Annotated in this window: 21 protein-coding genes and 2 pseudogenes; 3 read left to right on the plus strand and 20 right to left on the minus strand. The window is 35.4% G+C overall.

The window, feature by feature from the left end; genetic code table 11:
* The 6 genes and pseudogenes from F960_RS21715 to F960_RS02605 all read right to left on the minus strand — a co-directional run.
* Positions 1–164, minus strand: a 164-nt coding sequence (locus F960_RS21715; protein ID WP_004857110.1) for an endonuclease domain-containing protein, incomplete at its 3' end; no start/stop codon positions are given.
* Between the two features lie 252 nt (positions 165–416).
* Positions 417–786: pseudogene (locus tag F960_RS02590) on the minus strand (endonuclease domain-containing protein).
* A 251-nt stretch (positions 787–1,037) separates the two neighbouring features.
* Positions 1,038–1,169, minus strand: a pseudogene (locus F960_RS21720) (DUF559 domain-containing protein); the annotation flags it as partial.
* Between the two features lie 191 nt (positions 1,170–1,360).
* The gene (locus tag F960_RS02595; RefSeq protein WP_004857115.1) at positions 1,361–1,654 is read right to left on the minus strand and encodes a cold-shock protein; all 294 of its coding nucleotides are present in this window, start codon (positions 1,652–1,654) and stop codon (positions 1,361–1,363) included.
* Between the two features lie 147 nt (positions 1,655–1,801).
* Complete coding sequence (gene def, locus F960_RS02600) at positions 1,802–2,281, minus strand: peptide deformylase (RefSeq protein WP_004857118.1); 480 nt, start codon at positions 2,279–2,281, stop codon at positions 1,802–1,804.
* Between the two features lie 97 nt (positions 2,282–2,378).
* Positions 2,379–3,494, minus strand: a complete 1,116-nt coding sequence (locus F960_RS02605; protein ID WP_035374117.1) for a GGDEF domain-containing protein — start codon at positions 3,492–3,494, stop codon at positions 2,379–2,381.
* A gap of 390 nt (positions 3,495–3,884) precedes the next feature.
* Between F960_RS02605 and F960_RS02610 the strand changes: the two genes are divergently transcribed.
* Positions 3,885–5,159 (plus strand): MFS transporter, encoded by a 1,275-nt coding sequence (locus F960_RS02610; RefSeq protein WP_004857123.1) that lies wholly within the window; start codon positions 3,885–3,887, stop codon positions 5,157–5,159.
* Between the two features lie 45 nt (positions 5,160–5,204).
* Here F960_RS02610 and F960_RS02615 read toward each other — a convergent pair whose 3' ends face one another.
* The 3 genes from F960_RS02615 to pnuC all read right to left on the minus strand — a co-directional run bounded on the left by F960_RS02615 (position 5,205) and on the right by pnuC (position 6,686).
* Positions 5,205–5,705: a DUF2505 family protein gene (locus F960_RS02615; RefSeq protein WP_004857127.1), complete on the minus strand. Its 501-nt coding sequence runs from the start codon at positions 5,703–5,705 to the stop codon at positions 5,205–5,207.
* Positions 5,706–5,815: 110 nt separating this feature from the next.
* A complete protein-coding gene (locus F960_RS02620; RefSeq protein ID WP_004857128.1) occupies positions 5,816–6,082 on the minus strand; it encodes a hypothetical protein in 267 nt (88 codons plus the stop codon).
* Between the two features lie 19 nt (positions 6,083–6,101).
* Complete coding sequence (gene pnuC / locus F960_RS02625) at positions 6,102–6,686, minus strand: nicotinamide riboside transporter PnuC (protein WP_004857131.1); 585 nt, start codon at positions 6,684–6,686, stop codon at positions 6,102–6,104.
* Between the two features lie 179 nt (positions 6,687–6,865).
* Between pnuC and F960_RS02630 the strand changes: the two genes are divergently transcribed.
* A complete protein-coding gene (locus F960_RS02630) occupies positions 6,866–7,654 on the plus strand; it encodes a crotonase/enoyl-CoA hydratase family protein (RefSeq protein WP_004857137.1) in 789 nt (262 codons plus the stop codon).
* A 110-nt stretch (positions 7,655–7,764) separates the two neighbouring features.
* On the opposite strand, the gene F960_RS02635 is transcribed toward F960_RS02630, so the two are convergent.
* The 11 genes from F960_RS02635 to F960_RS02685 form a co-directional block, all read right to left on the minus strand.
* Positions 7,765–8,193, minus strand: a complete 429-nt coding sequence (locus tag F960_RS02635) for a hypothetical protein (protein WP_004857140.1) — start codon at positions 8,191–8,193, stop codon at positions 7,765–7,767.
* Positions 8,194–8,414: 221 nt separating this feature from the next.
* Positions 8,415–9,308 (minus strand): HARLDQ motif MBL-fold protein, encoded by an 894-nt coding sequence (locus F960_RS02640; protein WP_004857142.1) that lies wholly within the window; start codon positions 9,306–9,308, stop codon positions 8,415–8,417.
* A gap of 161 nt (positions 9,309–9,469) precedes the next feature.
* Positions 9,470–10,594: an acyltransferase family protein gene (locus F960_RS02645; protein ID WP_004857146.1), complete on the minus strand. Its 1,125-nt coding sequence runs from the start codon at positions 10,592–10,594 to the stop codon at positions 9,470–9,472.
* A gap of 87 nt (positions 10,595–10,681) precedes the next feature.
* Complete coding sequence (pgaD, locus tag F960_RS02650) at positions 10,682–11,095, minus strand: poly-beta-1,6-N-acetyl-D-glucosamine biosynthesis protein PgaD (protein WP_004857149.1); 414 nt, start codon at positions 11,093–11,095, stop codon at positions 10,682–10,684.
* 22 nt (positions 11,096–11,117) lie between these two features.
* On the minus strand, positions 11,118–12,389 hold the full coding sequence (pgaC, locus tag F960_RS02655; RefSeq protein ID WP_004857151.1) for a poly-beta-1,6-N-acetyl-D-glucosamine synthase: 1,272 nt from the start codon (positions 12,387–12,389) through the stop codon (positions 11,118–11,120).
* Between the two features lie 12 nt (positions 12,390–12,401).
* Positions 12,402–14,396, minus strand: coding sequence for a poly-beta-1,6-N-acetyl-D-glucosamine N-deacetylase PgaB (pgaB, locus tag F960_RS02660; RefSeq protein WP_004857154.1), 1,995 nt, complete (start codon positions 14,394–14,396; stop codon positions 12,402–12,404).
* A gap of 367 nt (positions 14,397–14,763) precedes the next feature.
* On the minus strand, positions 14,764–15,105 hold the full coding sequence (locus tag F960_RS02665) for an FKBP-type peptidyl-prolyl cis-trans isomerase (protein WP_004857158.1): 342 nt from the start codon (positions 15,103–15,105) through the stop codon (positions 14,764–14,766).
* Positions 15,106–15,116: 11 nt separating this feature from the next.
* Positions 15,117–16,343: a DUF2252 domain-containing protein gene (locus F960_RS02670; protein WP_004857161.1), complete on the minus strand. Its 1,227-nt coding sequence runs from the start codon at positions 16,341–16,343 to the stop codon at positions 15,117–15,119.
* A 56-nt stretch (positions 16,344–16,399) separates the two neighbouring features.
* Complete coding sequence (locus F960_RS02675; RefSeq protein ID WP_004857163.1) at positions 16,400–17,023, minus strand: MgtC/SapB family protein; 624 nt, start codon at positions 17,021–17,023, stop codon at positions 16,400–16,402.
* Between the two features lie 349 nt (positions 17,024–17,372).
* Positions 17,373–17,903, minus strand: a complete 531-nt coding sequence (locus F960_RS02680) for a YaeQ family protein (RefSeq protein ID WP_004857166.1) — start codon at positions 17,901–17,903, stop codon at positions 17,373–17,375.
* Between the two features lie 57 nt (positions 17,904–17,960).
* A complete protein-coding gene (locus F960_RS02685; protein WP_004857169.1) occupies positions 17,961–18,971 on the minus strand; it encodes a CobW family GTP-binding protein in 1,011 nt (336 codons plus the stop codon).
* 709 nt (positions 18,972–19,680) lie between these two features.
* Here F960_RS02685 and F960_RS02690 point away from each other — a divergent pair.
* Complete coding sequence (locus F960_RS02690; protein ID WP_004857171.1) at positions 19,681–19,908, plus strand: hypothetical protein; 228 nt, start codon at positions 19,681–19,683, stop codon at positions 19,906–19,908.
* The last annotated feature ends 483 nt before the right edge of the window (positions 19,909–20,391 follow it).

The raw sequence follows: 20,391 nt of genomic DNA on the forward strand, positions 1-20,391 counted from the left end.
CAATAAAAATCAACTATAAAATTTAGAATAGGTTTCTGCCGATAAAACTGTAATCCTAAAATTTGCTTATAACGCAATCTTGACCAAAGTAACTTTTCAGCCTCCGTCATATTATTTCTCAAATCACGTGAAGCTTGTTTTAATTTTTTATTGTATGGTTTCATTTTTAAATAATCATAAAATTCAAATCATTATAATAATTAATTTCCGTATAGTTGTAATCAATTTTGCAAGATATAAAGACTAAATATTGGATAATGCAAATGTTGCTTAATGCCGAATTTGGATGATTCGATTTCTTGATTTTTTAAATCTCCCCTAACCCCTCTTTGAAAAAAGAGGGGAACTACGCGTATCCAAAGAATTAGGTGACAGCTCCTCCCTTTTTTAAAGGGAGGTTGGGAGGGCTTCTTAATTCAAGGAGATTCCAATTGCTGATAACACCAGTCATAAATAGCTTGTATTACAGCATCCACTTCCTGCAAAACTTGTCTATTATCAAACCTCAATACTTTTAGCCCCAATTCGCCTAGAGTCTGATCTCTATTTCTATCAGCCTTTAACCCCCTCAGCTGTATAATGCTGACTACCATCACATTCGATGACTAAATTTGCTGATGGACAATAAAAATCAACTATAAAATTTAGAATAGGTTTCTGCCGATAAAACTGTAATCCTAAAATTTGCTTATAACGCAATCTTGACCAAAGTAACTTTTCAGCCTCCGTCATATTATTTCTCAAATCACGTGAAGCTTGTTTTAATTTTTTATTGTATGGTTTCATTTTTAAATAATCATAAAATTCAAATCATTATAATAATTAATTTCCGTATAGTTGTAATCAATTTTGCAAGATATAAAGACTAAATATTGGATAATGCAAATGTTGCTTAATGCCGAATTTGGACGATTCGATTTCTTGATTTTTTAAATCTCCCCTAACCGCTCTTTGAAAAAGAGAGAAACTGCGCGTATCCAAAGAATTAGGTGACAGCCCCTCCCTTTTTTAAAGGGAGGTTGGGAGGGATTCTTAATTCAAGGAGATTCCAATTGCTGATAACACCTGTCATAAATAGCTTGTATTACAGCATCCAATTCCTGTAAAACTTGCCTGTTATCAAATCTTAAAACTTTTAGCCCCAATTCACCTAGAGTCTGATCTCTATTTCTATCAGCCTTCGTATGTCAAATGAATTACATAACAACCCCTAACTTTAAAAAGGGAAAGGTTAGAGCATAATTTATTAGATACATGACATTCCCCCCTCTTTTTTTAAAGAGGGGTTTGGAAAGATTTAAAAATATTATTCAAGTGAAAAAACAAAAAAAATTACGTCACAAAGAAAAGTTTAAATCCATCACTTTCTAAAATTATTTAGCAAAGCACTGGTAATCGACTTATTATTTTCAACCACACGCGTCTTTTTCGCTTTTGCTGAATTGTCTTCAACACGTTCGATCTTCACAGCTTTTAATTTACCTTGATTTTCAACAATCGAAAATTTCACCCGTTCATTACGCTTAGGCTCACCTTCTTCAAGTGGAAAATCTGAGATATGGAAAAAAATATCCTCGTCTAGCCCACTGATAAAACCAAAACCTCTATCTGCATGGTACTGTTTAATTTTTCCTTGATAGATTTCAGCTTTCATAGATACTGCCTATAAATTTACATTTAAGTTGATTATACCTGTCTTCAAAAATGATCAGGAAATATATTTTTAAAACGAAGTAAAATTGTTCAAATTCAAATATTGGCACTTAGGCTAAAATTCAGCCAATGCACTTCAACAATACAACTAAACTCGATCAACAAATAAAATACCGTCTAAATGATCAACTTCGTGTTGTACGATCCGAGCAGGAAAACCACTAAAATTTTGTTGAACACTTCCCCCTGCCAATGTTTGATATTTCACTTGAATATTTGTGGCACGTTCAACCTCAGCACGCTGATCTGCCACACTTAGGCAACCTTCTTCTCCAACATTCTTTTCACTTGAAAATGATACTATTTCAGGATTGACCATCACGATTGCATCCATTTCTGGAGCATCTGGATAACGGGGATTTGGTCGAGATGCAACGATGATGATTCTTTTTGAAATATAGACTTGTGGTGCTGCGATTCCAACACCATTCTTTTCAAGCATGGTTGCTTCTAAAGCATTCGCAAACTCAAACAGCCAATCTGAGCCAAATTCAGATGCTGTGACAGGAGTAGCTTTTATCTTTAAAATATCCTCGCCTTTTTGCGCAACTGTTAAAATCTCACTCATTACTCTGCCTTGTTTGAATTGATATTTTTATTTTAAAAGAGTTTTTATAAAAGTAAATTCTAACGATCTTATTTGAATATTCATTTTATTTATAAAATTAATTTTCAAGCACCGATACTTCGAGGTAATGACAAACTTGGTTACGCCCCTTCGCTTTAGCCAAATACAATGCTTGATCAGCTAGACGTATAACGCAATCCTTAGATAGATTTTCAGCAGATAATGCGACTCCGAAACTTGCAGTAAAATTGAATGAAAGATTACGGTCTATATAAACTGATTTTTTCTCTATCTCATTACGAATACGTTCAGCAATTTCGATAGCTTCACTCAGATCCTTTTGATAAAGAACAATAATAAATTCCTCGCCACCAAAGCGACCGACAAAATCATGTTCAGAAATATGACCATTTAAAATTTTTGCAACTTTCTTTAAAACCAAATCGCCAGCTTCGTGCCCAAATCGATCATTTATACTTTTAAAATAATCCAAATCTAGCAATATCACAGCATATGAATTACCTTCATCATGAAAATGGCTTAGATTCAAACTAATATGCCTACGATTAAAAATACCAGTGAGTGGATCCTTCAAGCTTATTTCATTTATTGTTCGTTCTCTATTTTTCCATTGGATCAGTAAAATTTCAAACAAAACAATACTGGCAAAAAATATCGGAATATATAAATACATCATGCTATATATCCAATACTGATTTTGGTATAACACACTCTGATTCAGTGCATCACTGAAAAAAGGTGCATAACTCATTGCACCAATATTACTTAGATAAATCGCGCCCAAAAGAAAAACTGTTACAGGAATAAAGACTATATATATGATTTTCCTTTCAAAAAGTACCAATCCCACACTAATGAGACTAATGTATCCTGCAATGGTCGTAGGACTCATAATCCCGATAACATAACCACCATGAATAAATGTACATGCGAAAAAGCATATCGCAATATATGGCATATATTTTTTTATAAAAACGTTATGTCTAAGAAAATAAGTAGGTAAGATAAGTAAAAATAAAATACCTGTATTCAAAATCAATAAATAGATTAGATAGTGAAAGTTTTCAACATTAATCCATTTTTGTAATGATGGATGCATATAACTATATATACACCAGAATACCCACAACAAATGGTCGAATCCCCCTAAAACAAGTACCAATATCGTCTTGTTTATATTATTCCAGCTCATGATCACACTTTCATTCATGAAGCGATGAGCTTTTTCGGTTAAATTAACCAAATAAAATTTCATGTGTTTTTGGGGACTCTGATTTTTTATAAATTCAAATTTTGATTTTTTTTACTTTAACGCCTAATCAATAAAATCACAATCTAAATCAGGGTTAATTATGATAAATACATCACATTCCAGAACACACAGATTAGTTTTACTAAATTATATCTCCATAATTAATTCATAATTTATATATTTATTAACTTTTACTTAATATATTTTTAAAAAAGGAACCTATTTTTTATTTACTATTTCTGTGAAATTTCACATTTATAAAAGAACTCTGTATATTATTACCATCTATTAGTTAAGATATTCATCTAAATTTTGGGTTATACATAAAGCATGGAAGCAAAAAAATATTTATCTAACGAAGACAAACGTACCCTCGGTTTGTCTTCACTCGGCGGCGCTCTCGAATTTTATGATTTCGTGATCTACGTTTTCTACGCAAAAATTATTTCTGAACTATTTTTTCCCAGCACATTGAGCCCTTTTTGGGCAATGTTAAATACCTATGGTATTTTTGCTGCAGGCTACTTCTTCCGCCCTTTAGGCGGTGTTGTGATGGCACATTTCGGCGACTTACTTGGTCGAAAAAAGTTGTTTTCATTATCTATACTCTTAATGGCACTTCCTACCTTGATCATCGGTATCTTGCCTACTTATGCCAGCATCGGGATTTTTGCACCCATCTTACTTTTATTGATGCGTGTCGTTCAGGGGATCGCCATAGGTGGTGAAATTCCCGCAGCTTGGACTTTTGTTTCTGAGCATGTCCCAGAAAAACGTATAGGCTTTGCCAATGGTTTATTGACTGCTGGCCTATCCTTGGGGATTTTGCTTGGTGCACTGATGTCGCTGTGGATTTCTGTGAAATTTACAGAAATTGAGATACATGGTTGGGCATGGCGAATTGCATTTATTGTCGGTGGTATCTTTGGTTTAATTGCCCTTTATTTACGTATGTATCTTAAGGAGACACCAGTATTTAAAGCGATGCAAGAGCGCAAAGCCTTAAGTAAAGAATTACCAGTGAAACAGGTGCTTTCTTCACATAAAACAGCAGTCATGATTGGCATGTTATTTACATGGTTCTTGACAGGTTGCGTGGTTGTGATCATTTTAGCGATGCCAAATTTACTGAGTGGTAGTTTTGGTTTCGCACGTGCTGATGCTTTTAAAATGCAAAGTGCAGCAATCCTTATGCAAATGCTTGGCTGTATCTTGGCAGGATTATTGGCCGATCGTTTTGGTGCTGGAAAAATCATGTTATTTGGTTCAATTGCCGTTGGCATAATTGCAACCATTTTCTATCAAAGTTTGGGTATGGCCTCAGATACCAATATCGTCGTTTTATATATGTTACTCGGATTATTTTCAGGAACTGTCGGCATGGTGTCCTACAGTATGGTGAAAATGTTCCCTGCCCAAATTCGTTTTACTGGCATTTCTTTTTCTTATAATGTCGCCTATGCCATTGTCGGTGGTTTGACCTTACCTTTATTACAATGGTTAAGCCAATACAGCAATATTGGTGCAATGTATTATATTTGGTTTATCGTCTTCATCTCATGTTTGGCGGCACTTTATTACCGCCAACACTTTGAGAAACTTTAAAGATAGTTTCAAAAAATCCCTAAAATTTAGGGATTTTTTTCGTGATTAATGTCGATTAAGTTGAGTTTTCAATTCATCTTCTACGATCGCAATTTCTATTTCACTAAAACGTCGAATTTCATTTTCAGCATGCTTTTCTAGCATTCCACCAATTAAAGGCAATTTAACTTTAACAACCCATATTAATTGAATATTTAAATGTTGCTGATCACCTGTGACTAAACGCTCACAATGTGCTTCTAGTGGAATATTTGCCCCTAAATCTACTGTTGAGCTCAACGAGTTTAGATCAGTAATATCCGTTCTTTTTAAACGGAAAGCATCTTTCAAAAGTTTTTTGGCTATATCGGGAATATTTACTTCTAAATTATAGCTACGTTTTAAGGTATAAATTGAATTTTCTATTTTAGATTCATGGATTTGAATATCTTCCCCAGGGATTCTTTTAGCAACTTTTTCATGCATAACTGGATCAGCAGCCAGCTTTGAAAATTCATCAATTGAAACATTATGAATTTGTGCTTTCACAGTAAATCTATGCGTCATTATTTATTCCTTTGCTTTATTATTTAAATTGCAATTCATTTTGAAAATCTTAAAAGATTCAATATTTAACTATATTGAAGCAAGGAATACTGTTAACGTCATTGGCTTTTTCACATAGATTTGATTGCAATTTCACCAGTTTTTACATGAATTGTTAATTTTTTATGTCGATACTCAATTTGGGCATAAAACTCTTCAGCGCCATTATCAAGTCCTGTTGCAAACCATGTTGTGCCTTGTGGAAATGCCGCGAGCCAATCAGCCTTATAAAAATCTGATACAGAATCAAAATCGATATAATCCTGAGGATGAGCTTTAATTCTACTCACCATTTCATCAAATTTTTTAAACTGAAATTGGTTAAAATCGATTAACATTTCCACAATCTCGAATCAATTAAGACACCAAGCCATTTTGACTGATTTGTTTCTTTTTGACCTGGCTCCACTGCCACCATCCAAAGGCTGCCATTCCAACAAATACAGCGTATAAGAATGCTGTCGGATACAAATCCTTGTAGATAAACATTCCCACATAAATAGTATCAACAAAAACCCAAAGTACCCACGTTGCAGTATGCTTTCTACTGGTCCAATAAGTTGCCAACAAACTAAACGCAGCCAACTGAGAATCTAGCATTGGGATTGCTGCATCTGTAAAATTATGCAAAACCAATCCAAAAATAACACCGCCTATTGCAGCCATAATCATTTGAATAATCACAAGTTGTTTCGTGATAGGTTCAATACGAATCTCATGGTCTTGCTGTTTTCCTTTCAACCAATGATAAAAACCATAAAAATTCACGATCATAAATAAGAACTGTAAAATAGTTTCACCATACAACTTCACTTCATAGAAAATATAAGCATATAAAACAAAGGCTAAGAAGTTAAACCACCAACACAACATATTTCTTTTTATGGTCAATGCCACACCAATAATACTAATAATGACAGAAAAAATTTCTAAAGGAGACATAGGATATTTTATGTGGGCAAGGAGTGGCTATTATGAAAAAAATTATCAGAAAATTAAATTAAAATTTAATGTTTTTTATACAAGAACAGTTACTCACAATAGAGATTTGACAGCTGAGATCTTTACGCGCTATTAGTAGATCCACACTACTCAAATAATCAAATGAAAAAGGTATAAAAATGTCATCTTCTCAAGGAAAAGTTTCACGTGAAATACGTGGGCATCTTTATTTAATTGGCTTAGATCGTGCAGATAAGCGTAATGCGTTTGATAGTTATATGATTGGTGATTTATCACTTGCCTTGACTGAGTTTGAAAACAATCCAGAACTGCGCTGTGCGGTAGTCTTTGCGCATGGTGAGCATTTTACTGCAGGATTGGATTTGGTTGAGTTGCAACCCAAATTGCAAGATGGCGTTTTTAACTTTTCAAATGACCAGATCAATCCTTGGGGAACGGTCGGCCGTCAAAGAACTAAACCGCTAGTCGTTGCAGTGCAAGGCTACTGCTATACCGCGGGCATCGAATTAATGCTGAATGCTGATATCGTCGTTGCCAATGAAAATACACAATTCACACAAATTGAAGTTCAACGTGGCATCCTCCCCTTTGGTGGCGCAACTGTGCGATTTGTGCAAGCTGCAGGTTGGGCAAAAGCCATGAAATATATCTTAACAGGTGACATGTTCTATGCTGAAAATGCTTATGAAATGAACTTGATCACTGAAATAGTTTCTGGAAATAATCAACTAATACGTGCTTTAGAACTCGCAGAACGTATTGCAAGTGCCGCTCCTTTAGCAGTTCAAGCAACCCTTGCTTCGGCGCATCAAGCATTTTTACAAAGCCCTGAAGCAGCATTTCACAATTTACAAAGTTTACTAGATCCTTTACTCAAATCTGAAGATGCAGTTGAAGGTGTAAAAGCAATGCTTGAACGGCGTGCTTCCAATTTCAAAGGAAAGTAATTTTATTATTCAAATAGTTATTATCTATATGCAAGATTTATTGCATAAACTATAACAATTAAGCATTTCGAAAATCTTATAGAAAAGCGAACTTAGCAATCAGCTTAAACTTAAAGTAGATGCTCGTTGTCGAGCATCTCGTACTTATGCTCGACACCAAATCGATCCACATGCGCATAAAATACGCCATATTTTCCAACATAATATTCAAGTGATTGTTCAGCAAAACTCCAATAGATCGACCATTCTTCCAGATCATGTTTTTCTATTTGGCTAAGTGTACTCGCTGGCATATTTTTCAAAAAATGATGTTGGATTTGCTCTGCATTTTGATAGACACGATTATTGATTTTTTCAGCAAAGAAAAATTGAGCAACTTCATCGAATAACCTTTGTTCTTCCTCATTGATGGGCGGTAAATTTTGTTCATTTTGCTGTGTTTGGTTTTGAACAATTTTTTCATGATTTTTTTCGTTATTTTTCACCAAATCTATATATTTTCGATGCTGCTGATCATCGTTTTGATTGATTTTATGCAAAAAAGACCTCTTCCATAACATGTACAGAACAAGCACAACAATGATCACAACAATCAACTTCAACATAGCTTAGAACACCCCTTATTCGAAGTATGTAGCGCAAGAAAAAATTGTTAACTTCAACTTTTATTGTAGATCATTTTTCAATAAATAGTTTTTTTAATGAGGTGAATGATCAGTTTTCTCTGAACCTTACACCTCATTAAAAATTATTTTAGCGTTTATTGTTTTAATTGTTGTTGCAATTGTTTTTCAAAATCATCCTGCCCTTTTTTGACATAATTTTGTAGACCTTGAGGATCAATAAAAGCCTGTTGATCGCCAGCTTGTAGTCGTTTTAATTTTGCTAACATATCAAAACGATCGGCTTTGTTTGCCAAAAAAATATCCGCATGAATTGCATTAAGTTTACTAAATGTTCCTTCAATATCACTCACAATCGTTGGATAATTTTTGTTATTAATCAAGTAATATCCACCTGTAAATAAACTATCAGCGTAGATTAGATTGTATGTTTTAAAATTTTTACGAATCTTAGTCGTCCACGAGGTTGAACCAGGTAAATGTCCGGGTGTTGCATGTGCAGTAAATGTCTGACGCCCCAGATGAATAGACTCGCCATCTTTTAAAATCACGTCTGCTTTCACTGGTGGAAATGGCAACTGTGCTCCCAAAGCAAAATCTGTCGCTGCGCCATTTTCAAGCATCTTGGCATTTTCAGGACTTGCGACAAGCTGTGCACCACTCCATTGTTTAAGTTTTGCAAAGCCACCAGCTTGATCTAAACGAGCATGACTATTCAACAAATATTTCACATTCTTTATATCAAATCCTAAGCGCTCAATATTGCCTTTAATCTGCTCAGCAGATTGATCTATCCCTGCGTCAATCAACACCAATCCTTTGCCAGTATCAATCAAAATCGAAGATAAATTTTCAGTCCCAACATAATATACATTTTTGAAAATTTGAAATGGAGCAATCGGCTTATTCCAACTTTCAAATAAACTCATTGGAGGGGCTTCAGTCAAAGGCTGTGCCGGATCAAGTGCCGCTTGGGCATGACTCACAATACTGATGAAACTTAACACGACACATAATTTTTTGAGAAACATACGATCAATTTAGGCAATTTAAGTGAATGCGTATATTTGCGATATTTACTTTACTTTTCAACTTTCCAAATCAAATAAATTGCTGAAATTATGTATAAATATTTCAGAAAAATTTAACAGCAAGCAAAATTACGCGATGCGTAATTTAGATGCCATTTCCACTATTTTTTAATCAATAAATCTGCGATGCGGTTACTGACATTTATCGCAAAATGATCGACATAACGACTATAAAGATCTGACAACAACAATGTCACCACAATAAATATTGATATGGCAATCAATACCGATAGATCATATCCAAGTGTAGTATGGTGCAACAAAAAATTGAAGACAGGAACACAGACCAAATACATCAGTACCATATGCAATAAATAAATAGAAAAAGAGAGTTTTCCGAGCCAAACAAATATTTTTTGATCTAAAATCTCAGACATTTTTGTTGACATGAGGACACTATAGACGATGAAAAACCCAGATAAAAAGTTGCAGAAATCATAGGTATTTCCACCCAAATATTTGGCGATCCAAGCATAGGCATGACTGCTATTATGTGCCCCCGCCAAATACAGTCCGAACAAAAACATTGGTACTGCCCAGATAAATCGAATACTTTTACCGTATAAATAAGTATAAATGCCGATGATAAAACTACAGATACCGTAGAAAAAAGTAAGATCTTTCATATAAGCCAAAACTGGAAAGATCACAGAAGCAATAAAGAATAATGTGAGATTGATATTTTTTAAAAATAATAAAATAAACAACACAAATGAACCAAATAATTCGATTTGCATCGTCCAGAGCACCCAGTTTGAATCACTTGCTGCAAATAAAAAAGAACCGATTGTTCCTTCATACAGTGCTGTTTTTAAAGGAATAACTTGGTGAGCATAATCTTGAAACCACATATTTACTGCGGAAGCATCTACATGCACAGTACTCTTGACCAACCACGCAATAATACAAGATAAAAATACGGGTATAGCCAAACGCGGATAGCGTTTTATCGCCATAATTTCAATTTTTTTGGGAATATTTTTACTCTTACAGATGCTAAAACTGAGTACAAATCCACTTAAAACAAAGAAAACAAATACAGCAGCAGTACCAGAGTACCAAAAACCAAAAGGTGAATGGTGTATTAAATACACCCATTGATTTTCAGGTTTCTCACTGGTATCAAAATGATGCAGATAAGGATAAAAACTCAAACTCAGGTGTGAAAAAACCACAGCCAAGCAGGCAATCCCTCGAATACTTTCTGCTGCATTTAATTTTGCCATCTTTTACAATTTTCCAATCAAGTTGAGTTTTCACTCATTCCAATAAACAAAAATCCCACCTAAGTGGGACGTTATTCACGTGAATTTCTATTCTACAAAGGTGATACGACCATGTTCATCATGATGTACTGTACTGATTTTCTGACTACGTCCCTGCTCAATTTGCTCAACAGGAATTTCAAAATAATCAGCATAATCTTGAGTATCTTTGCGCTTTGGTTGTATCACTGTTTTTGAAGGAATAAAGTGACTCCAAAGTAGTAATGCAACTGCGCATGCCAGTAATGCAGTAATCCCATGCTGCACACCAACACCAAAAGCATGCAATACTTCATGCACCAAATGCGGTTTTTGCAGACCAATCAACCCGATAATCAGCATGATTGGTCGCCATAAGAACAGCCAGCATGCCCACATCATCGCAGTACTGGTCGTGGTTGCATAACGTTTATGCCACGGCAATTTACGGCGCAAGTCGATAATCAAATTATTTGATTTCATCTTTTTATTTTTACTCATAGCATCAATCGTTTATTCGAACACCACGGTCTGGGCTGACCCATCGCGCACGTTTACCATCACCACGGAGCAATACTTTTGGAAATGCAATAATGCTTGCCGTTACCGTAATCAACCAAAAAACAAATGGATACCAAATCATCCAATAATAGTTTTTAAATAGATTCGGTTCATAACGACTATCCATCCATTTGCTTAAAGCAAACTGAATTAAACAGGTCGCACCTAACAAAATTCCGCTGCCATAAGGTAAAAAAGGAGAGCTAATTCCCTCACCCATGATGCCATGGATTGGAATAATGAAATGTAATAACCAAATGATGGTCATGATCAGCATCAAATAAGACCAAACCAAAGTTAAAATCAATTCAATCATCAAAGGCCATAAAAAATTGAGCTTTGGTTTGACCAATACATCAATATTTTTAATCAACACCTGAGCGCCACCCATAGCCCAACGCAAACGTTGTTTCCATAGACCATTGAATGTTTCAGGCATCAAAATCCAAACCAATGCATTTGGCTCAAAACGGATATCCCAACCTGCACGCTGAAGTTTCCAAGTGATATCAATATCTTCAGTCAACATATCAGGTGACCAATAGCCCACTTCGTGAACGGCAGTTTTACGAAAGGCAGTGATCACACCAGAAACAGTAAATAAACGTCCAAAACTACGCTGAGCACGCTTGATCATACCGACAATAGATGAAAATTCACCGACCTGAATACGCCCAATCAAAGTTGAACGTGTACGGATACGCGGATTCCCTGTCACAGCAGCAACAGTTTCATCTTCAAGAAAATGGCGAACCATCCAAGTCGCGGCATGCGGATCAAGTAAAGCGTCGCCATCAATACCGAGAAGAAACTCAGCATCGGTCAACAAACTACCTGCTTGTAAGCCCATTGCCTTACCTTGGTTTTGAGCCAAATGAACAACACGCAATTTTTCATGTTTTTCAGCTAAACGATCCAGCACTTCGGCAGTATTGTCCGAACTACCATCATTGATCGCAATCACTTCAAAATTTGGATATTGCAAAGCCAATGCGTGGGTCAGTGTCTCTTCAGCATTGTCCCCTTCGTTATAACACGGTACCAAGACTGCAACTTTGGGATAACTACTCAAAGCTGCAGGTTCTTGATAAGGAGGCTCTTTGCGTTCTTTTCTATAGAAAATCAGCGCACCGATCATCCATAGATAAGACATGAACAATGGGTAGAAAAACACAAAGTTCAGTGCTGAATGCCAAAAATAATGTAAGGACGTCATTTTAAATTCCTTCTACGGAATCAGACGATTAGGTTGTAAATCAAAAACTTGACGCATAACCTTAGGATCTGGATGATTTTTAAATGGATCATCTGGATAATAGGCAACATGCATCGCACCTTGTTTGTACAATGACTTAATCGTATCTGCCATTTCTTCCGATGGAACAGGTTGATTTGTTCTCCAGTTCAAAGCCTGAAGTTCAAATACAGTTTTCTTTATACCTTGTGGATATTTCTTCACACGATTGACAATATCAGAATAGAATTTGTCTTTATCTGGTGCTTGCTCCATATAAGGCATTGCCATAATCGCTGTAAAATCATAACGTTTTAGCGATTGTTCTAAAGATTGAGAATACCAATTTTCAGAATAAGGATTGAGAGCAACTTGCGCATACATGTTGCGGGCAGTCACAAGATATGGTTGATATAGACGAAGCTCACCAGCCATTTGCATAGCAAGATCATCTATGGTTTTGGTTTTAAATGCAGTCCATTTCGACAACGCTTTATCGTCTTTACGTACTGCCTCTAAATTGGTTGATAAGCCAGCTTTCTTATAAGCCGCTAAAGCATCTGGGCTCGCATCTTCATAATCAGAAAGCGTCGTATCATCATGGAATAGAATACCATTAAATGTCGATGATTTACCTAAATCCTGATAAATACCTTTAATCACATTACGTGCTTCAGGTGAATAAGGCGATAAACGTTTATAGCCCATATTTAAGTGATCAGTATTTTTGGCTTGTTGCGTAACTACGACATGTTTTGAAGCAGGATTTGATTTTGGTAAATCCCATGCCATCAAAGGCATCCAAGCATATAGACGAGTGACTTGAGTACGAGACTGGATTTGCCAAGCAACACGGTTAAACAAGTCAGCACGCATTGGAATATAACGGTTCGGGAAATACACCATATCCGCAGAACCATCAGCATCAGGATCTGAGAATGCTTGTAAATAAACCGTATTCACTTTCATCGCAATGATACGATCAAGTAATAAGCCTAGATTTTTCTCTTGCTGTACGGGGTCTTTATCGTAGATATAGTCGATATCTACATGCATAATCTTTTGTGGACGATTATTATCCGTCAAACCCATTGAGCGAGTACGGATATCATCACCAATATCACTTGGAGAAGTTGAATTTTCGATTAAAATTCGATTGAGATGACCCAATGATTGCTTAACATTATTGGCACCATCATCCAAGGTTATCGTGATCGGCATGCCCAGTTTTTTTGCAATATCGACTGTTTGCATATTATAACGACCATAAGGCCAAACCATCACACGTGGACTACGGATACCATGCGCTTTCATCGCATCATTATTTTTCTTTAAATCATTATAAATACGGGCTGCATAGGCCTTATCACTTTCGTATGTTTTGGTTTTTTTATCATAAATACGAGTGGTTGCAGCAGGTTCTGAGTTTCCTTGAGGATTGCCTACAACACCATGATGTAAATCATAGCTATGGCTACCGATCTCAACAAAACCACTGTCTTGCATTTCTTTAATTTCAGACCAAGATAAAATCTCACTACGCTTGATCACTTCATCGCCAAATTGAACTTTTTGATTTTCTTTAGGTTCAAGCCATTTTCCGACAACTGCCAAAACCACTGGAACTTTATTGGCTTTTACAATTGGATAAGCGCTTTTATAAAATGACTGGTAACCGTCATCAACAGTGATCATGACAGGCTTACTCGGAAGTTTGTAAGTCCCGCTATGTGCTTTGATCAATTGATCTACGCTGACAAAGTTATACCCATTTTTTTTCAGCCATAATATTTGTTGCTGAAATTGTTGCGGGGTAATGGCGTACTGAGGAATCAAGGCATCTTTTTTATCCGTAATCTCATGATAACCAATAATCGTTAAAGTCGAAGGGTCCGCAACAGTCGTTTCAGCTTGGACAACAGCACTGACTGACATTGCCAACACGGAAAGGCAAGCTAAAACTGCGGGTTTAAAAAAACGAGTTACCATAACTATTGCTCATCATCTTGATTCAATCAGATATCGATATTTTATAAAAAGTTCACAACGAAAATATGAAACTTTTTATATGAATAAAATATCCAGTTAATTTGAAGCTTAATTTATAATTTATAAAGCTGAAACCAATCTTAAAACCAAACAATAATTTTATTAATTTAAAATACTTACAGACCTTAACCTCATACTCATAGTACCTTCACAATACAAAGAAATGATGACATGAAGAACTGTAATAGGAGAGATATTTTAAATGATCATTGTTGATTTCAATGCATAACTTCCGTTTACTTCTTGATCTATATAAAAAAATAAAGCCAGATTAGGCTTTATTTTTGCTTATACAGTTCTTTGAAAATTACTCATCACGTGTTTTGACATCAAAAAGCTCAATTTCAAAAATCAAATTTGAATTGGCTGGAATGATATTGCCCATTTTACGTTCGCCATAAGCCAAGTGTGAAGGAACGATCAATTTACGTTTACCACCGACTTTCATTCCAACAATGCCCTGATCCCAGCCCTTAATCACACGACCAGTACCAATCACACATTCAAAATAATTACCACGATCTATAGATGAATCAAATTTGGTTCCATCTTCAAGCCAACCTGTATAGTGTGTAGTAATCAAAGCACCTTTTACCGCTTCTTTGCCTTCACCTACTTTAAGATCAATAATTTCAAGTTCGTTTGACATGCAACACCTTATTATCCAGAGATTTTGGATTTTGAATCTTTATATGCTTGGGAAAATTCTGAGAAATCGTCCAGCACTTGAAGATAGTAATTATAAACATAATCGAGTAATTGTGCTTTGAATTGCCCTGCATTATTTGCAAATTCAATTAAACTATCAATATTGTCAGATCCCGATCGACCTGCCGAACGTAACTGTGAATATGCAACCAAACGAGCCATATAGTGACAAGCATCGGTCAGCTTTTTCGGCTTGTCTTTACAGGCACTAAAATCCATTTTGTCTTGTTCAGGTTGTAATTCTTTTACGATAAAATGTTCTTCATCTATATTGATTCGCGACAACCAACCTGGGGTGACATATTCCATATACTCTTGAATGGTTTGAATTCTTTCCGCCTGATTTTTCCAACTGGGTTGTTCTAACTTGATATATGGCGTTAGCGTTAATGACGAGTTTTGTGCTTGTTTGACATCAAACAAACTAAAACTTTGACTGTCATTTTGATAGACCAAAAACACATAACGTTTTAATCCGATACTGCCTGTGCCTGCTACACGTATCGCAGCATCTTGCACCTCAAAATTCTTCGCTTGGGTGCTACTCAGGGTATTGAGATAATCTGAAAAATAATTGATAAGTTGCGCTTTTTTGACTTTATCTTCTATCGCAAAATATTTTTTATTATCAATAATCCATGCTCTTTTTTGATTGCTAAGCAATTTTGATTTTGAATCTAAAAATGCTAGCTCATCACGGGTTTCGACACTTTTAATATATTTTTTCAATATCCCCTGAATGCTTTCTTTTTCGATGGCATAAGCTTTGCCCTTTTTTAAGGCATTGATATATTCATCAAATAATAAATCAACAATCGTTTTCAAAGCTTGATCGCTCAAATCTAGCTCTCGACCTGCCAAAAAAACACTACACAAAAAGCGTGCTATTTCCCATGTCGGATGAGCCAAAACTGCTTCATCAAAATCATTTAGATCGAAATACACAACTTTGCTATGGCTGCGATAAGAACCAAAATTTTCGACATGCAGATCGCCACAAATCCATGTTTTATTTGCATCCTGCCATGTTTGTTTCTGGGAGAGATCCTCATAAAACAAATGACAACTGCCACGGAAAAACCGAAACGCGCCACTCGCCATCAGTTTATATTTCATTGGGAGAAATTGTGGATTACGACCTTGATTATATTGAACAATTCTGTCTACAACCGTGCTCATGCTGCCTCCAAGTTGCTGAGTTTTATCTTTAAAACAATCTTATTAAAAATAATGTTTTAAAAACTCAGTTCTCTAATTTCTGTATCTGCTAATAAATATGTTGTTAATCGTTTATGATTTTGCGCTGATCCGATTAAAATCCAACGTCCAGTAATTTGTTTTTCTGTTTTATTTTGTACACCTCGAATCACGTGCATTTGAAAGCTTTTAAATAGTTCTTCATAACGATCTAAGGTTTCTTGTTGATATTCACAAACGATTCGATAACTACGTGATTGGTGAACATTTTCAATTTTATCTTGCACATAAACCAAAAGCACCAACACCACCAAAACCATAAAAGTCCCGAACAGGCTAAGTAAAATATATCCTGCACCCACTGCCATTCCAAGCGCTGCAACCATCCAGATCGTGGTCGCAGTGGTAATCCCAGAAATACGATTATCATCTTTAAAAATAACGCCCGCCCCTAGAAAACCTAGACCTGTCAGGATATTGGCTGCCAAGCGATCAGGATTTGCGACGCCGATTTTTATAGACAATATGGTAAATAAACACGAAGCCAAACTCACCATAATCATGGTTCGAAGCCCTGCCGATTTACTACGATATTCACGTTCTGTACCGATCAAAGCCCCAATAGCTAAGGCAATCAAAAGATGAAGGATGTCTGTTTCCATAGGCTGCTATTTTTTATGTTGTCTTACTGAGATATAGAATATTTTTGTGAAACTTTGCAAGATATTTTCTTAGTGAAATTTTCTTTTATTTTTAAACCTTTATTTTTATTAAAATATTTTCAAAAAATATAAATCAATAAACTAAATCAATGTATAGCCAGTAGGGTTTATTATCACGGATATGCTTATGATCGGGTAAATGCTATCTATCTAACAAAGCCATTTTGCTCCACTTTTGGGTGAGCAAAAGTGGAGCAATGATGGTCAGAGAAAGCTAATGCATAGAAATTAAAATATTGAAACAATCATACAGCTATAAAACTTTCCAAAGCACATGACAAATAAATCATTATTGCAATTGAATCCACTCAATCTCAGCTTGAGCTTGATCACCAATCAAAGTCCACTCCCCATCCATAACATTGAGTTGCAACTGCATGGTTCGCTCGCAGAGTGCCTGTATGTCTTGTGTGGTTTTTTCCGTCAATTGCCAAACTTGAACATTGGATAATGTCTTTAATTTACTATTCTTTTTATACCATTCAGCGACACTATTGCCATAAGCTACAACTGCAACTTCCTTACAACGACTGCTTGCTTTTTTGACTTTATCTTCATCTGGCAAACCCACTTCGATCCATTTAACCAATTGCCCAGTCAAATCCTTTTCCCAAAGTGCAGGCTCATCTGTTTCAAATAGATCTTTGGTGAACTCCAACTCTTCAGTCGCAAAACGTGCATAAGCCAATATGCGCACCATTAAACGCTCAATCGTTTCAGAAGGATGTAAAGCCAAAGTCAGTTGATAATCACCGTATTGATGAATATCCATATTTGCAATATTCAAATCAGCTTTATAAATTGTCGCTTTTAACGCCATAATCAATTCCTCAAATATGGCGCTAAGCATATCGGATTTTTATGATTTTAAAATGCTTTATTGCAAATTTAACTGGCATTCTAAAAGCAGAGCTTCAAGCTTTTCCCAGTCCAGTGGATTTTGGGTAATAATCTCGATTCGATTATCAATATTTTCCTCTGCCGACTTGTAGTTAAACTGCTCAGGATTGAAATTGAAACTTTTCCAACCTTGATCAGTTGAAAATATCGCTTTGATTCGTAGCCAATCTTGCAGATCACATAAAACATCCAATAAAGGATAAAATTCAAATTGCCATCTTTTAGGAAATTTCCAGCCCGCGACCATATAACCATTTGTACTTTCCACATAATGATAAGGCAGCTGTTTGATGACTGGCATCTCAGTAGATTCTGCTTGAGATAAAATGGTTTTTTGAACTTTCAATAATGGTTGAATTTTCCGTTGAATCGCAACATGATCCAGATCAATTTGCGCAAGTTCAACTTGCCCATGATCTGCCAAAATCCATGACCTCACATAAGCCTGATGATCTATTTTCAACTGTTGCAATGCATGTTGATCTTCACTATTCATCACATCTGTATGGGAGATCACCACGATTTCAGCAGCTTTAAGCTGATCTTGATATAAATTTTGTGTGCGCCAAGCCTCATCATGCAGACGACTACCATCCACAACAATGACCAAGGCTCGCATGTCGATACTCTGTTGCCAATGCGGTTCTGTTAATTGCTCAATCAATTCTGCAGGATGTCCAAGTCCCGTCGGCTCTATAAAGAGTCGATCAGGTTTGGTTTCATTCAAAAGTCGTGAAAGTGCAATTTGCATCGGCAACTGACTGCTACAACATAGACAACCGCCCAACAGCTCTTTGATTTCAAATCCTGAATTTTGCGGTAAGAGTTGCTGATCTATACCAATTTGACCAAACTCATTCATCAATATCGCCCATTTTTCATGTTCAGGCTTTTGCTTGAGCAAATGCTGTAAAACTGTAGTTTTACCTGCACCTAAAAATCCTGAAATGATATGGGTTTTAACTGCTTTATTTTGAAGAATTTTCAATTTTTTACTCAATCAATTGAAGACTAAACTTTAAAGGCTAGACATTGCAGACTAGGTCTATGAAACCTAGCTCTAGATATTCAAACATAAGCGTATAGGACTAAATCATCACGCAATAAAGATGAAATAGACATATTTGTTAGGTTAAAAATAACGAGAATAAATTGCAATGAATCCACCTCATCATACGTGAAATTGATAAATTCTGACGAATGGTGCAGTTTATTTATAAATGTTAATAAATTTTTCAGAATGGCTTGATATTCTATTTATTCAAAGATTTTATCAAAATTTAAATTTTGCAATCTTTTGAAATTTATCATAAAGTCTAAAGATAATTACATTAAAATTTGCGTGAAATATCAAAACATTCAATCTGATTTTAAAATTAAACTAGATTACTTAATCTGTTTATTCAATTCTACATTTTCATCATTTCTACACACTTTGTAAAAGCTGAGTAATTTTATAGCTTATTTTTTGTTCAATTCGACATAATTACATACATTTTACTTGGAAATAAAATTGGCTTTTTTACACAATACTGACATTTAACTTTGTTTTGTATCTTATTGTAAATCAAACTGTTTCGCTTTGTTGATTTGATTGCCGATTTGCCGTTTAGCTCTTAGCATGGGTCTAACTCCTCACGATGACTGAAGTAATCAGTTCAGTAGGATGTTTTTATTTTATAGATAGGATGCCAAACATGAAACTCGTTAAAATTTTATTAGCTACTACATTATCAATCGCTGCTGCTTCAACTTTTGCTGCTACTCAAGAAGCTCAAGATGACAATTCAACTGCTGCAACTCAAGTTGTAGGCGCTGAAGCTTCTGATTCATCTGCTGCTGCTCAACCTACAGCGGGTCAACCTTCTACAGAAAGCGCGGCTGAAGGTGCTACTCCAGCAACTGATGCTCCAGCAAACCAATAATTCAAGATTCTAGATCTCAATATTCTCCAGAATATTAGGTAACGATTTCAAAACCTGCTGGTTTTGAAACGGAACTGAGCCTTGCTACGGCTCAGTTTTTTTTTGCCTATTTTTTATGAGACTTAGACTTTTAAATCACGTGATTTATTGAATGAAAAACAAATTAGTCATCTAAAAATAAAAACAAAGAATAAAAATCTCAGCAAAATGCTGTTTTCTACTTTTTAGTTATCGCTATCACATCTCACTCTAAAACATTTAAAATATTAGTCATCAAATAAACAAATGACATTGTATATTTTTGATGAAATAACGATAGCTTAAATTGATCATTTGATCACTTATTCATATACAATAAAAATATTATTTATATTATATTTCAACAGGTTAAATAAAAAATAAGATTACACCTTCTATTTTACACCCTCTCTATAAACTATCGGTTAACTAGGCTTAAAACATGATTTGGGGCATTAATAGTCC

It is taken from the genome of Acinetobacter gerneri DSM 14967 = CIP 107464 = MTCC 9824 (assembly GCF_000368565.1).
GTDB classification, from domain to species: Bacteria; Pseudomonadota; Gammaproteobacteria; order Pseudomonadales; family Moraxellaceae; genus Acinetobacter; species Acinetobacter gerneri.